The 14515-nt window shown below is 64.0% G+C and carries 16 protein-coding genes; 15 read left to right on the forward strand and 1 reads right to left on the reverse strand.

Going from position 1 to position 14515, the window contains the following annotated elements:
- Nucleotides 1-39: 39 nt before the first annotated feature.
- Together WLQ66_RS01770 and WLQ66_RS01775 are read left to right on the forward strand one after the other, a co-directional pair.
- Complete coding sequence (locus WLQ66_RS01770; protein ID WP_340544593.1) at nucleotides 40-912, forward strand: 50S ribosomal protein L11 methyltransferase; 873 nt, start codon at nucleotides 40-42, stop codon at nucleotides 910-912.
- A gap of 105 nt (nucleotides 913-1017) precedes the next feature.
- Nucleotides 1018-1362, forward strand: coding sequence for a hypothetical protein (locus tag WLQ66_RS01775; protein WP_260086218.1), 345 nt, complete (start codon nucleotides 1018-1020; stop codon nucleotides 1360-1362).
- A gap of 206 nt (nucleotides 1363-1568) precedes the next feature.
- On the opposite strand, the gene WLQ66_RS01780 is transcribed toward WLQ66_RS01775, so the two are convergent.
- On the reverse strand, nucleotides 1569-1787 hold the full coding sequence (locus tag WLQ66_RS01780) for a DUF1127 domain-containing protein (RefSeq protein ID WP_340544595.1): 219 nt from the start codon (nucleotides 1785-1787) through the stop codon (nucleotides 1569-1571).
- Nucleotides 1788-2148: 361 nt separating this feature from the next.
- On the opposite strand from WLQ66_RS01780, the gene ruvC reads away from it, so the two are divergent.
- From ruvC to ftsH, 13 genes are all read left to right on the forward strand, one after another.
- On the forward strand, nucleotides 2149-2646 hold the full coding sequence (ruvC, locus tag WLQ66_RS01785) for a crossover junction endodeoxyribonuclease RuvC (protein ID WP_340544597.1): 498 nt from the start codon (nucleotides 2149-2151) through the stop codon (nucleotides 2644-2646).
- Nucleotides 2643-3332 carry a Holliday junction branch migration protein RuvA gene (gene ruvA / locus WLQ66_RS01790; RefSeq protein ID WP_340544598.1) on the forward strand — a complete coding sequence of 230 codons (690 nt, stop codon included), beginning with the start codon at nucleotides 2643-2645 and terminating at the stop codon, nucleotides 3330-3332. Before ruvC ends, ruvA begins: the two co-directional genes overlap by 4 nt.
- Nucleotides 3333-3443: 111 nt before the next feature.
- Nucleotides 3444-4475 carry a Holliday junction branch migration DNA helicase RuvB gene (ruvB, locus tag WLQ66_RS01795; protein WP_340544600.1) on the forward strand — a complete coding sequence of 344 codons (1032 nt, stop codon included), beginning with the start codon at nucleotides 3444-3446 and terminating at the stop codon, nucleotides 4473-4475.
- A 307-nt stretch (nucleotides 4476-4782) separates the two neighbouring features.
- Nucleotides 4783-5451, forward strand: a complete 669-nt coding sequence (locus WLQ66_RS01800) for a hypothetical protein (RefSeq protein WP_340544602.1) — start codon at nucleotides 4783-4785, stop codon at nucleotides 5449-5451.
- Nucleotides 5452-5491: 40 nt separating this feature from the next.
- Nucleotides 5492-5878 carry a tol-pal system-associated acyl-CoA thioesterase gene (ybgC, locus tag WLQ66_RS01805; protein ID WP_340544603.1) on the forward strand — a complete coding sequence of 129 codons (387 nt, stop codon included), beginning with the start codon at nucleotides 5492-5494 and terminating at the stop codon, nucleotides 5876-5878.
- A 114-nt stretch (nucleotides 5879-5992) separates the two neighbouring features.
- Nucleotides 5993-6688, forward strand: a complete 696-nt coding sequence (gene tolQ, locus WLQ66_RS01810) for a protein TolQ (RefSeq protein ID WP_027247939.1) — start codon at nucleotides 5993-5995, stop codon at nucleotides 6686-6688.
- A 3-nt stretch (nucleotides 6689-6691) separates the two neighbouring features.
- Complete coding sequence (tolR, locus tag WLQ66_RS01815) at nucleotides 6692-7180, forward strand: protein TolR (protein ID WP_340544606.1); 489 nt, start codon at nucleotides 6692-6694, stop codon at nucleotides 7178-7180.
- Nucleotides 7181-7193: 13 nt separating this feature from the next.
- On the forward strand, nucleotides 7194-8345 hold the full coding sequence (gene tolA / locus WLQ66_RS01820) for a cell envelope integrity protein TolA (RefSeq protein WP_340544608.1): 1152 nt from the start codon (nucleotides 7194-7196) through the stop codon (nucleotides 8343-8345).
- On the forward strand, nucleotides 8342-9682 hold the full coding sequence (gene tolB, locus WLQ66_RS01825; protein ID WP_340544609.1) for a Tol-Pal system beta propeller repeat protein TolB: 1341 nt from the start codon (nucleotides 8342-8344) through the stop codon (nucleotides 9680-9682). Before tolA ends, tolB begins: the two co-directional genes overlap by 4 nt.
- 121 nt (nucleotides 9683-9803) lie before the next feature.
- Entirely contained in the window at nucleotides 9804-10313 is a 510-nt protein-coding gene (gene pal, locus WLQ66_RS01830) for a peptidoglycan-associated lipoprotein Pal (protein WP_340544610.1), read from the forward strand.
- A gap of 6 nt (nucleotides 10314-10319) precedes the next feature.
- The gene (gene ybgF, locus WLQ66_RS01835) at nucleotides 10320-11165 is read left to right on the forward strand and encodes a tol-pal system protein YbgF (protein WP_340544611.1); all 846 of its coding nucleotides are present in this window, start codon (nucleotides 10320-10322) and stop codon (nucleotides 11163-11165) included.
- 53 nt (nucleotides 11166-11218) lie between these two features.
- On the forward strand, nucleotides 11219-12424 hold the full coding sequence (gene tilS, locus WLQ66_RS01840) for a tRNA lysidine(34) synthetase TilS (RefSeq protein WP_340546283.1): 1206 nt from the start codon (nucleotides 11219-11221) through the stop codon (nucleotides 12422-12424).
- Nucleotides 12425-12501: 77 nt separating this feature from the next.
- Nucleotides 12502-14415, forward strand: a complete 1914-nt coding sequence (ftsH, locus tag WLQ66_RS01845) for an ATP-dependent zinc metalloprotease FtsH (protein ID WP_340544613.1) — start codon at nucleotides 12502-12504, stop codon at nucleotides 14413-14415.
- The last annotated feature ends 100 nt before the right edge of the window (nucleotides 14416-14515 follow it).

Below are 14515 nucleotides of genomic sequence, written 5' to 3' on the forward strand. Positions count from 1 at the left end.
CGGGCCTAGGCGCTGTGCAACCATTGCCCGGAGACCGCCATGCCCACCTTTACCGCCCTCACCACCCTGACTGGAAAAGCCCCCGCCGAAGCGCTTGGCGAGGCGATGGAGCGCCTGATCCCGGAACCCACCGGTCTGGGCGTGTTCGAGGTCGAGGACGGCTCCGGCCTGTGGGAGGTCGGCGGCTATTTCACCGAGACCCCGGATGAGGCCGGTCTGGCGCTGCTGGCGACCATGTTCGATGCCCAGCCTTTTGTGATCTCTGAACTGCCCGAGACCGATTGGGTCGCCCATGTGCGGCGCGAACTGGCGCCGGTGGAAGCGGGCCGTTTCTTCGTCTACGGCAGCCATGATGCCGACAAGCTGCCCGCTGATCGCATTCCGCTTCTGATTGAGGCGGCGATGGCCTTCGGCACTGGCCATCACGGCACCACCCTGGGCTGCCTGAAGGCGCTGGACAAGCTGATCGACGACGGTTTCGTCGCCGGGAAAGTGGCCGATATCGGCTGTGGCACGGCGGTGCTGGCGATGGCTGCGGCGCGCGTCTGGGATGGGCAGATCCTGGCCAGCGACATTGATCAGGTCGCCGTGGACGTTGCTGAGGCCAATCTGAAGGCCAATGACATGGAAGGCCGTGTGCAATGTCTTGAAGCCGCCGGTTTCGACGCCCCGGCACTGGCCGAGGCGGCCCCTTACGATCTCATCTTCGCCAATATCCTGAAAGGCCCTCTGGTTGCATTGGCCCCAGATGTGGCCGGCCATCTGCGCGACGGTGGCTATGCGATTCTCTCCGGTTTGCTGAACGAACAGGCCGATGAGGTGCAGGGCGTTTATGCACAGAACGGCATCAATCTTGTGGAACGCACCGAGATTGGTGACTGGACGACGCTGCTTTTGCAGAAAAAGGGCTGAATCGTTCAAGTTTGTTGAGCATTTTAATGACCCGCCCCAAAATGGTCCCATTCCCTACCTAAACATTAATATGTGGATGGTGGGAGCCATTGCAGGGTTTTGGTTATGGGTGAACACAGTAACAATTTCTATGCTCGGCTTGACCGGCTGGAACGCAAACACGGGGCCATGGCGCGCGGCTATACTGCCAAAGTGCGCGCGGATGGGTTGATCGTGGTGGCGCCGCGACGGGTGCAGTCGCGGATCTCCGGCCGATCATTGATCCTGTTTGTCGCGGCGTTTCTGCTGTTCAAGGGCTTCTTGATGGCAGCGCTGGGATTTGGCAGCTACGACTATCGTGTCGACCAGCTGCGGGCGGGAACGGGGCTGGAAAAAGCCGGTGCATTTGTCATGCAGCGGGATCCAGTGTCACAGTTCCTGGCCGAGAAGATCGGACCTGTGCTGCGGTAGAGGGACAGGCTGGCGGGCCATGTGTCGGGCGCTGGGGGGCATCCGACACAATCCGGCCGCGCGGTCATGTCCGACGCAGCAGGGTTACGCCTCGGCATCGACGTGCAGACCAAAGCAACCAGAAAACGCCGCACTCCATCAGGAGGCGGCGTTTTTCATGTCTCTCGGATGATAGGCTCTGGATGATCCAGACCGAGGTGCCAACCTCAGAAGACCGGCTTGCCCTCGGCAACGCGATCGATATCCGCGCGGGACAGGCCGATATCGGCCAGTTCGCGGTCGCTCAGCTGACCCAGGGTCTGGCGGGTGGCGCGCGCGTCGTTCCAGTCGATAGCTGCGCCCAGAAGGCCGGTGATCATGGCGCTGAAGCGGCCAAACAGGCTGCTGGTGCCATAGGTGGTGCGGGTGGTGTCAAATGCAGCCATGTCCTCGTCCTTTCGGAGGTTGAATTGAACTCTTCGCCCTGTGGCGATGGACGGCACTTAGTCATCTGCATGACGGCTGACAATCGCTGAAATTGCATGTGTCATATGCGCTTTTTGCATGGCTTATGATCCATAAAAACAAGGGAAAAGGCCGAGTTTTTACCTCTTGGAAAGGAATGTCGGTTTCCCCGCCGGAGAGGGTCGTTTTCGGAACAGGATTCACGTGTTTTTGCGCCACAGGTGCCGCGCGGCATCCCCGCAGGGCACATCGCACAGGCCTGTAAAGCAATTGGACATGTTCGCCTTTTGTGCTAATCCTGAGCAAAATCAGACCTCCACACCGGGCAGGGATAGGGCAGACATGCGAATATTGGGCATTGATCCGGGGTTGCGAAACCTCGGTTGGGGGGTGATCGAATCACGCGGCACCCGTCTCAGCCATATCGCCAACGGGGTCTGCACTTCCGATGGCGATGATCTGGGCGAACGGCTGCTGTCGCTCCACAATCAGGTGATCGAGGTGATCGCGGCCTACCGCCCCGATCAGGCCGCCATCGAACAGACCTTCGTGAACAAGGATGGTGCCGGCACGCTGAAACTGGGGCAGGCGCGGGGCGTCGCCCTGATGACATTGGCGCAGGCCGGTCTTCCGGTGGGTGAATATGCCCCCAACCGCGTGAAGAAAACCGTGGTCGGCGTGGGTCATGCGGCCAAGGAACAGATCCTGCATATGGTGAAACTGCAACTGCCCGGCTGCCTGCCCAAGAATGCCGATGCAGCGGATGCTCTGGCCATTGCCATCTGTCATGCGTTTTATGGGGGCACGCAACAACGCCAGCTGAAGGAGAAGCGCGCGTGATCGGAAAACTCACCGGGCGTCTGGAGTACCGCAGCAGCGATCACGTGCTGATTGATGTGCGCGGCGTCGGCTATATCGTCTATTGCTCCGACCGCACCATGGCCGCACTGCCGGGCGTCGGCGAGGCGGTCGCGCTCTATACCGATATGGTGGTGCGTGAGGACCTGATGCAGCTCTATGGCTTCCCTTCGCTGGTTGAAAAGGAATGGCATCGCCTGCTGACCTCGGTGCAGGGGGTGGGGGCGAAAGTCTCGCTGGCCATTCTCGGCGCACTTGGCCCCGATGGGGTCAGCCGCGCGATCGCGCTGGGGGATTGGGCGGCGGTGAAGGCCGCCAAAGGGGTCGGCCCCAAGACCGCGCAGCGCATTGTTCTGGATCTCAAAGACAAGGCGCCGGGTGTCATGGCGATGGGTGGCACCGTCGTCGACGCCATGGATGGGCCGGGGCTGGATGTGGTCGAACCCGCCGAGCCGGTGAGCACGGCCAAGAAACCTCGCAAAGCGCCACCCAAGGCCCCCTCCGGTGCCGCAGCTGCTTCTGCGGGGGCGCTCTCTGCGCTTGGCAATCTGGGCTATGGTCCCTCCGATGCCGCCGCCGCCGTGGCCGAGGCGGCCGCCACCTATCCAGACGCCAATGAGGCCGAGCTGATCCGCGCCGCCCTGCGGCTGCTGGCACCGAAAGGCTGATGGTGTGAGAGTATTGAAAAAAATAGGACAGTGCCCGTCTGCGGGCGGACGGGCATTGTCCGGCCTGCCGACCGGAGTAGGGTTTAAAGAAACCAGATTGGAGTCATCAGAATGATTGACGCCGATCCCACCCTGCGTCCCGCGCCCCTGCCCGAAGACAGCGCCGCCGAAAACGACCGCGCCCTGCGCCCGCAGGGGCTGGGCGAATTCATCGGTCAGGCCGAAGCCCGCGCCAATCTGCGTGTGTTTATCGAAAGTGCGCGCCGCCGCGGCGAAGCAATGGACCACACGCTGTTTCATGGCCCCCCCGGTTTGGGCAAGACCACCCTGGCGCAGATCGTCGCCCGCGAACTGGGCGTCAACTTCCGCATGACCTCCGGGCCGGTTCTGGCCAAGGCGGGCGATCTGGCAGCGATCCTGACCAATCTGGAATCCCGCGACGTGCTGTTCATCGACGAGATCCACCGGCTGAACCCGGCGGTGGAGGAGGTGCTCTATCCGGCGATGGAGGATTTCGAGCTGGATCTGGTGATCGGCGAAGGCCCCGCCGCCCGCACCGTGCGGATCGAGCTGCAGCCCTTTACCCTGGTTGGCGCCACCACCCGCATGGGCCTGTTGACCACGCCACTCAGGGACCGGTTTGGCATTCCAACCCGGTTGCAATTCTACACCATCGACGAGCTCTTTGAGATCGTCAGCCGCAACGCCCGCAAGCTGGGCGCCCCTGCGGATGACGACGGCGCCCGTGAGATCGCGCGGCGCGCCCGCGGCACCCCCAGGATCGCCGGCCGGCTCCTGCGCCGCGTCGTGGACTTCGCGGTTGTCGAGGGCGATGGCACCATCACCCGGGAACTGGCCGATGGTGCGCTGACGCGGCTGGGGGTGGATCAGCTGGGTCTGGATGGCGCGGATCGCCGCTATCTGCGGATGATTGCCGAGAATTATGGCGGTGGTCCGGTCGGGATCGAGACCATGTCGGCGGCCCTGAGCGAAAGCCGTGATGCGCTGGAGGAGGTGATCGAGCCCTATCTGTTGCAGCAGGGTCTGATCCAGCGCACGCCGCGCGGGCGGATGCTGGCGCATAAGGCCTGGACCCACCTTGGGCTGACGCCGCCACGGGGGCAGGGCGACCTGTTGCTATAGCGGCTCATCTGCCGCGCAGGCGCGTCAGTGCTGTCGCGGATTGGCGTCAAAACAGTCTGAAAGTGTTAAAATGGGTTTGAAGAATTGGACTCAATTTTAGCGTATGTTTCGCGTGCGAAACATTTGGTCACGCCTGCTGACCTAAGTGACAAGGCCTGAATGAAGCGCCGCGCCAGGCGCGGCGCTGCCTCCGGCGGGGATATTGTGGGCCAGAAGATGCACAGTGATACCCGGTCGCAACCCTTGCCGTTGATCCCGTGAGCGGGCATTAAGCCCATTCAAGACCGCAGTCCGACTAGAGAGCCGCATGATGACCCCAGCCGAGATCGAAGCCTTGTTTACCCGTGCCGATGGCTCTTATGCCTTTGCTCGTTGGGGGCGGCCGATTGCGCCGATCGTCTTTGGCGTGGAGGACAGCACGCTGGCGACCGTCAAGGGCGCGATCGAGGCGGTGGTGACCCTTGCCGGGCATCAGATGGCGGAGACCGATCCCGAGCTGGGCTCCAACCTGATGGTGTTTTTCTTTCGCGACTGGGACGAGCTGATGGGGGTGCCGGATCTGGACCGGCTGATCCCGGGGCTTGATCCGCTGCTTGAGCGGCTGAAGGCGGCGGATGCCAGCCAGTACCGCGCCTTCCGCTTTGACGATCAGGGGGCCATTCAGGCCTGTTTCGTTTTTCTGCGCATGGGCGGCGCGATGGCAAAGCTGCCTGCCGAAACGCTCGCCCTGACGCAGGCGGTGCAGGCGATCCTGATGTGGGGCGACAGCGCTTTTGCCAAGACCTCGCCGCTGGCGGTGCTGCCGGAGACGGGCGCCACCATTCTGCGCCCGGATATCGCCGGGGTGATTGCGGCGGCCTATGATCGGATGATGCCGCTTGCGGCATCCGACAGCGCCCATGCGCTGCGGCTCTTTGCCCGGCTGCAGGCACCGATTGAGCCCTCGGCCGACGCCTCTGGTCAGGCCAGCCACTGAGCCGCGCGCCAGCGCAAAACGGGGCAGGAGGCCCGGCAGAATGATCCATCGCTTTCCGGTTCGGGTATATTACGAAGACACCGACATGGGCGGGATTGTCTATCACGCCAATTACCTGCGGTTTATCGAGCGGGCGCGCAGCGACTGGGTGCGCAACCTTGGCAATGATCAGAACGCCATGCGCGAGGCGGGGCTGATCTGGGTGGTGCGGCGGATCGAGGCGGATTACCTCGCCCCTGCCAAATTCGACGAAGAGCTGCGGATCGAGACCGAGGTGCAGAAGGTCACCCCTGCGCGGCTCACCATGTCGCAGCGGGTGTTTCGCGGCGAGACGGAGCTGTTTCGCGCCATCGTTACCGTGGTTTGCGTCAATGCCGGGACCGGCGCGCCGATCCGCCTGCCGGCAGAGATTCGCGCATTGCTGTAACAATTCCTGCTGTCACGGCTGTTTCATTGGCTTTTGACCTTGAACTGGGATAGCCTTTTGCCAAATGAAAGCCGGAAAACGGCTGGAAAACGGCCAAAAACATAGAGCAGGTCCATGGAAGCAGAAACTCTGGCGTTGGCGCAGGAGATTGATTTCTCCATGTGGGGACTATTCGCGCGGGCGACCCTGACGGTCAAATTGGTGATGCTGATGCTGGTTGTCGCCTCCGTTTGGTCCTGGGCGATCATCCTGCAGAAACTGATCAACTATCGTCTGGCCCGTCGGGAGGCGGCGGAGTTCGACCGTGCCTTCTGGTCCGGTGAGCCGCTGGATGGTCTGTTTGACCAGATCGGCCCGCAGCCCAAGGGGCAGTCGCAGCGGATCTTTGCCGCCGGGATGACCGAATGGCGGCGCAGTCATCGCACCGACGGGGCGCTGATTGCGGGTGCGCAGGCACGGATCGAGCGGTCGATGGATGTGGCGATCGCCAAGGAAAGCGAACATGTGCAGAGTGGTCTGTCGATCCTGGCCACTGTTGGGTCCACCGCACCGTTTGTCGGGCTGTTCGGCACCGTCTGGGGCATCATGACCGCCTTTATCGAGATCGCAGAGCAGCAGAACACCAACCTCGCCGTTGTGGCGCCGGGCATTGCCGAGGCGCTGATGGCGACGGGTCTGGGGCTGCTGGCTGCGATTCCTGCGGTGATTTTCTACAACAAGCTGAGCGCGGACAGCGACCGGATCATCGGCAGCTACGAAGCCTTTGCCGATGAGTTTTCCACCATCCTCAGCCGCCAGCTGGATTCCTGATCCATGGGCGCCTCGGTTCAACCCAATGCCGCCAACGGGCGCCGCCGGGGACGGCGGCGCAGCCGTGCGCGGCCGATGGCGGAAATCAACGTCACGCCCTTTGTCGATGTGATGCTGGTGCTGCTGATCATCTTTATGGTGGCGGCCCCGCTGATGACGGTGGGCGTGCCGGTGGAGCTGCCAAAGACCGCCGCAGGCGCGCTGCCCGGCGATGAGGAAGAGCCGCTGACCGTGACCATGACCGCCGGCGGCGAGATCCAGATCCAGACAACTGCCGTGGCCCCGGATGAGCTGATCGCCAAACTGCGCGCCATCGCGGCAGAGCGGACCTCCGATCAGGTGTTTCTGCGTGCGGATGGGGCTATCCCCTATGAGGCGGTGATGCAGGTGATGGGGGCGCTGAATGCCGGTGGGTTTTCCAGCGTTGGTCTGGTGACCGATGTGGGTGGTCCAACCCTTGATGGGCGGGCTGTCGAAGACAGCGGGCAATAGGCGGGGCACGGGTGTGCAGACCGGAACCAAGATCTCTGTTGCAGGCCATGCGCTGCTGGCGGGCTGGGTCGTTTTCGGCGCCTGGTTCCCGTCCGAGCCGCTGCCGATGGCGGTGCAGGATGTGTCGATCATCTCGACCGAGGAATTCGCCCGGCTGAGCCAGCAGCGCGCCGCGCCAGTGGTGGCCGATACCGCCGGCGATCTGACCCAGCCCGAGCCGGAACCCGCACCGCAGGTCACGCCACCGCCGGAGCCGGAGCCCGAACCGCAGATCAGCCAGCCTGAGCCGGTGACCCCGCCCGAGCCTGACACCGAACTGGCCGAGCGCCCGGAGCCGCAGCCGGTTGAGCCGACACCGCCGGTGGCCGCGCCCGCGCCGCCCGACGTGCCGGACACGACCACGGTGACACCGCAGCTGGCCGAGCGCCCGCAGCTGCGCCCGCTGGACCGCGTCGCCCCGACCCCGGTGGCACCACCGGAGCCGGACACCCGGATTGATGATGTGGCCCAGCCAGAGGTCTCCGATGAGGTTGGTTCCGAGCCTGCCCAGGAGTCCCAGCAGGCCACGGCAGAGGCGGCGGCCAACGACCGGATCGTGACCGAGGAGGTCGAGGCGCAGACCGAACAGGTGGCCAGCGCTGCACCTGCGCAGTCACTGCGGCCCCGGACCCGGCCAGCGCGGCCGACGCGGCCGGAGCCAGTCGCACAGCCCGAACCGGAACCTGCCACGACTGAGCCGGTCGAGCCTGACCCCGTGCCGGATCGCTCTGATGCGGTGGAGGATGCGCTGGCCGCAGCCCTTGCCGGTGGTGGTGAGGTGGCAGCGCCGGAACCCTCGGGCCCGCCGCTGACCAGTGGCGAAAAGGATGCGCTGCGGGTGGCCGTGCAGCAATGCTGGAACGTCGGCTCGCTGTCATCGGAGGCGCTGCGCACTACCGTGGTGGTCTCGGTCGCGCTGACACCGGACGGCCGGCCCGAGGAGGGCAGTATTCGGATGCTTTCCAGCACCGGCGGATCGGGGGCTGCGGCCAATCAGGCCTTTGGCGCGGCGCGGCGGGCGATTCTGCGCTGCGGTGCGCGTGGTTTCCAACTTCCGTCTGACAAATATGCGCAATGGCGTAATATCGAAATGACCTTCAATCCCGAAAGGATGCGGATCAAATGAGGACATATCTGGCAACGCTCGTGATGGGCGCGACCCTGCTGGGGGCGGCGGTGATGGCACCGGTTTTGCCTGCGCAGGCACAGGATGGCCCGCTGAGGATCGAAATCACCGACGGGGTGATCGAACCCTTGCCCTATGCGGTGCCCGGCTTTGTGCCGGAAACCCCTGCCGCCGCCGAACTGGCGCGTGAGATTTCGCGGGTGATTGCCGCGGATCTGAGCGGCACCGGCCTGTTTCGTGAAGTCCCGGCCTCGGCCCATATCGCCAAGGTCACCGATTTCGATGCGGCGATCGGCTATGCCGACTGGAAAGCGGTGAATGCACAGGCGCTGATCACCGGCGCCCTCAGCGTGAACGGCAACCGGCTGACGGTGCGGTTCCGGGGCTATGACGTCTTTGCTGAAAAGGAGCTGGGCACCGGTCTGCAGTTTTCCGGCACCACCGACGGCTGGCGGCGTATGGCCCATAAGGTGGCGGATGTGATCTACAGCCGCATCACCGGCGAAAGCGGGTATTTCGACAGCCGGGTGGTGTTTGTTTCCGAAAGCGGGCCAAAGGACGACCGGCGCAAGCGGCTGGCGGTGATGGATTACGATGGCGCCAATGTGCAATATCTGACCAACAGCGCCTCCATCGTGCTGGCGCCGCGGTTCTCACCCACCGGCGACCGGGTGCTGTACACCAGCTACGAGAGCGGCTTTCCGCAGATCCATGTGCTGGATGTGGGCAGCGTGCAGCGTCGGGTGCTGTCGGCGGACAATGGCATCATGAGCTTTGCGCCGCGATTTGCGCCGGATGGGCGCACCGTGGTCTACTCGCAGTCGCAGGGCGGCAATACCGATATCTTCACCATGGATATCGACACCGGCACCCGGACCCGGCTGACCAGTGCGCCGTCGATCGAAACCGCCCCGTCGTTTTCCCCCGATGGCAGCCAGATCGTCTTTGAAAGCGACCGTTCCGGCGCGCCGCAGCTCTATGTGATGGCGGCAACCGGCGGCGAGGCCCGGCGGATCAGTTTTGGCGCGGGGCGCTACGGCACTCCGGTGTGGTCGCCGCGCGGTGACATGATCGCCTTTACCAAGCAGAACAAGGGCCGGTTCCATATCGGCGTGATGCGGACCGATGGCAGCGAGGAACGCCTGCTGACGGCCTCCTTCCTAGATGAGGGGCCGACCTGGTCCCCGAATGGCCGGGTGATCATGTTCACCCGTGAAACCCAAGGGGCCAGCGGCCGGGCGCTGCTCTATTCGGTGGATGTATCGGGGCGCAACCTGAAACCGGTCCGCACCCCCGATGGCGCGTCGGATCCGGCGTGGTCGCCCTTGCAGAACTGAAGTGTCGCGCGCCTGCCATAATGGTCCGGCGCGCGCCCTGTTAACAAAGACCAAAGTGGCAGCGGCATCGGGCCTGTGGTAAATCTGGTGCAACAATTGGAAATGGGACGAGGCGGATATCATGAGCGGTTTGACAAAAGCAGTGCTGGTGGCAGCGGCGTTGGGGCTGAGCGCCTGTACGGGCAACCCCTGGGATGATGCAGCCGGGGCCGGTGGGCCTGGTGCAGGGGCCGGGGCGGGCGCTGCGGGGCAGCTGGATCCCAGCAGCCCGGCCTACTTCCAGCAGACGGTCGGCGACCGGGTGCTGTTTGCGGTTGACCAGTCGACCCTGTCACCTGCCGCCCAGAGCGTTCTGCAGGGGCAGGCGCGCTGGCTGACGGCCAACCCGGATTATGTGGTCACAATCGAAGGCCACGCCGATGAGCAGGGCACCCGCGAATATAACCTTGCACTGGGTGCGCGCCGGGCCAATGCTGCCCGCGAATACCTGATTTCCCAAGGGGTTGCGGGCGGTCGTCTGCAGGTTGTCAGCTTTGGCAAGGAGCGTCCGCTGGAGATCTGCTCGAACGAGGCCTGCTACACCAAGAACCGTCGCGCGGTCACCGTGCTGGCGGGTGGCCTGACGGGGTAACTGACCATGCGACTGCGTCCTCTTGCGATTGCCGCCCTTGCGCTGACCCTGGCTGTGCCCCCGCTTGCCGTCCGGGCGCAGGATCAACAGACCCTTGCCGATATCCGGCAGGAACTCACCGTGCTGCACGTCGAAATCCAGCGGCTGAAGCGGGAAATGTCGACCACCGGCAGCCCGCAGACCAATGTCGCGGGCGACAGTGTGCTGGACCGCGTCAGCGCCATAGAGGCGGAGCTGCAGCGGCTGACCGCGCAGACCGAACAGCTCTCCTACCGGGTCGATCAGGTGGTGCAGGATGGCACCAACCGGATTGGTGACCTGGAGTTCCGTCTGGTGGAACTGGAAGGCGGCGATGTCTCGAAACTGGGGGAAACCAGCACGCTGGGCGGCGGTGAGCTGCCCGCAGCCGGGGCACCTGCGCTGCCCGCCACGCCGCCGGGCACTTCGGTCGATACGACGTCGGAGCTGGCGGTGGGCGAGCAGACGGATTTCGACGCCGCCAAGGCCGCGCTGGACAGCGGCGCCTATCAGGAGGCTGCGGAGAAATTCGCGGCGTTCACCCTGGCTTATCCCGGCAGCCCGCTGGCCGCAGCGGTGGAATACAATCGCGGCAAGGCGCTGGACGGGCTGGGTGACACCCGCGAGGCCGCGCGGGCCTATCTGGCGTCATTCTCCGGCAACTCCTCAGGAGAGACCGCGCCGAAGGCATTGTACGAACTGGGCGCGGCACTGGGGCGGCTGGGTCAGACCAGCCAGGCCTGCGTGACCCTGGCAGAGGTCGGCAGCCGCTTTCCCGGTGCAGCCGAAACCGCCGCAGCGGAGGCGGAACGCGCAAAACTGGCCTGCAATTGACGCGCAGGGACCGGGATATCCTCGCCATTGTGCAGGAGCAGTTCCGGTCTGCCTTGCCCACGCGGCTGGGCGTTGCGGTGTCAGGCGGCGGCGACTCGATGGCGCTGATGTATGCGCTGCATGAGTGTTTTGCCGATCTGGGCGTGGAAATCTGTGTCGCAACTGTTGATCACGGGCTGCGCGCGAGCTCGGGCGAGGAGGCGCAGATGGTGGCGGATGTGGCTGCCAAACTGGGTCTGGCGCATGATATCCTGCAATGGGTTGACCGGCCTTCTGCGCAGCAGGCGGGCAATCTTCAGGAGCAGGCCCGCAACGCGCGCTATACGCTGCTGACCGCATGGGCGCAGTTGAATGACATCCCGGTGGTTGCATTGGGGCATACGGCCGATGATCAGGCCGAAACGCTGCTGATGCGGCTGGGGCGGTCGTCGGGGGTGTCCGGTCTGGCTGCGATGCCGCGCAGCCGCGCGATCGAGGGGATCACCCTGCTGCGGCCGCTTCTGGAGGTGACGCGCGAAGAGCTGCGCGGCTACCTGCGGGAGCGGGGAGGGCAATGGGTTGAGGACCCCAGCAACGAGGATCTGCGTTTCGAGCGTGTGCGGGTGCGTCAGGCGATGGATGCGCTGGCGCCGCTGGGGCTGACCGTGCAGCGGCTGGCCGCCGTTGCCCGCAATATGGGCGCCGCCCGCGAAGCCCTGGACTGGTATACGTTCCTGGCCGCCCGCGACATGGCCGAGGTGCGCGATGGCGCGATTGTCATCGACCAGCGCCAGTTTCGCACGCTGCCGGACGAAATTGCCCACCGGCTGCTGGTGCGATCCGTGCAATGGGTCAGCGGGGCGGTGCATCCGCCACGGCGTGAGCCGATGGTGCAGGCCCGCGAGGCAGTGCGTCGTGGCGGATCCTTCACATTGGGGGGCTGCCGGATGATCACCCGCAAACAGCGCACATGGGTCTGCCGCGAATATAACCCGGTGGCCGATGAGATGACCCGGCCCGGTCGGCTCTGGGACGGGCGCTGGCGGGTTTTTGGCGGCGAGGTGAAGGACCATGAGGTGCGCGCCCTGGGCTCTGACGGCCTGCAGCACTGTCCCGACTGGCGCAGTGCCGAGGTTCCGGGCGAGGTGCTTCATGCCACGCCGGCCGTGTGGCGGGGGGGGGAGCTGGTTGCCGCCCCATTGGCAGGATTTGGCAACGGATGGTCCGCAGAACTGGTTCAGAACAGCGAAGAGTTCTTCACAGCTCTTTTATCGCATTGAACCTCACTGAAGTATCCCTATTTTAGAGGCAACGAAGGCGGCCTGCCAGGTGCGCCTCGCATTTTGGGAGACTTTCCTTGGGCAACGTACGCAATATCGCCTTTTGGGTTGTTCTGTTTGTGCTCGTCTTGGCGCTGTTCAACTTGTTCAGTGGTTCGGGCAGCACGATGCAGAGCCGAGAGAAGACTTTTTCTGATTTTGTCAGCGCGGTTGAAAACGGCAATGTCAGCACCGTGACGCTGGATGGTGAACAGGTTCGCTACACCACGTCGGACGGGCAGAATTTCATGACCATCAAACCCGGCGACGCCGAGGTGACCGCCCTGTTGATCGACAACAACATTCCGGTCCGCGCCGAGAAGCAGCAGCAGTCCGGGTTCCAGTCGTTCCTGCTGACCCTGCTGCCCTTCCTGCTGCTGATCGGTGTCTGGATCTATTTCATGAACCGGATGCAGGGCGGCGGCAAAGGCGGCGCCATGGGCTTTGGCAAGTCGAAGGCGAAGATGCTGACCGAGAAGCATGGCCGCGTTACCTTTGACGACGTGGCTGGCATCGACGAGGCCAAGGAAGAGCTGGAAGAGATCGTTGAGTTCCTGCGCAACCCGCAGAAATTCTCGCGCCTCGGCGGCAAGATCCCTAAGGGCGCCCTGCTGGTGGGCCCTCCGGGTACCGGTAAGACGCTGCTGGCGCGTGCGATTGCAGGCGAGGCGGGCGTGCCGTTCTTCACCATCTCCGGTTCCGACTTTGTTGAGATGTTTGTCGGTGTCGGTGCCTCCCGTGTGCGCGACATGTTCGAACAGGCGAAGAAAAACGCGCCCTGTATCGTGTTCATCGACGAAATCGACGCCGTCGGTCGCCATCGTGGCGCCGGCTATGGCGGCGGCAATGATGAGCGTGAACAGACGCTGAACCAGCTCTTGGTGGAGATGGACGGTTTTGAGGCCAATGAAGGCGTCATCATTCTGGCCGCCACCAACCGCAAGGACGTGCTGGACCCGGCGCTGCTGCGTCCGGGCCGTTTTGACCGGAACGTGACCGTCGGCAACCCCGACATCAAGGGCCGCGAAAAGATCCTGGGCGTTCATGCCCGCAAGACGCCGCTTGGCCCTGACGTTGATCTGCGCATCATCGCGCGTGGTACGCCGGGGTTCTCCGGTGCGGATCTGGCCAACCTCGTCAATGAGGCCGCATTGATGGCCGCCCGTGTTGGCCGCCGTTTTGTCACCATGGAAGATTTCGAATCGGCCAAGGACAAGGTGATGATGGGGGCTGAGCGCCGCTCGATGGTGCTGACCCAGGACCAGAAGGAAAAGACCGCCTACCACGAGGCCGGTCACGCGGTTGTCGGCATGGCGCTGCCGCTGTGCGATCCGGTCTATAAGGCGACGATCATTCCGCGCGGTGGTGCGCTGGGTATGGTTGTGTCGCTGCCGGAAATGGACCGTCTGAATTATCACCGTGACGAATGCCAGCAGAAGCTGGCGATGACCATGGCGGGCAAGGCGGCGGAAGTCATCAAATACGGCGAAGATCATGTCTCCAACGGTCCGGCCGGCGACATCCAGCAGGCCAGCCAGCTGGCGCGTGCCATGGTGCTGCGCTGGGGCATGTCGGACAAGGTCGGCAACATCGACTATGCCGAAGCGCACGAAGGCTATTCCGGCAATACGGCGGGCTTCTCGGTCTCTGCCAACACCAAGGAGCTGATCGAGGATGAGGTGAAGCGCTTTATCCAGCAGGGCTATGAACAGGCGTTGCAGATCCTCAAGGACAAGAACGAGGAATGGGAACGTCTGGCGCAGGGGCTGCTGGAATTTGAAACCCTCACCGGTGACGAGATCAAACGCGTTATGAATGGCGAGCCGCCGCAGGCAGGCGAGGACGAGGATGATGACACCGATACCGGTAGCGCCTCGGTCACCGCGATCCCCAAGGCCAAGCCGAAGAAGCCTGCGTCGGATGATGGCATGGCACCGGAACCGTCGTCCTGACGGCGCGGCGCTGGACACCGTGTAATATCAGACCCGGTCACCCTGAGGGTGGCCGGGTTTTTTGATGACTGAACTGCGCGCGAAAAGCCGAGCGGCGGGG

This window comes from Phaeobacter sp. A36a-5a (assembly GCF_037911135.1).
Classification (GTDB): Bacteria; Pseudomonadota; Alphaproteobacteria; order Rhodobacterales; family Rhodobacteraceae; genus Phaeobacter; species Phaeobacter bryozoorum.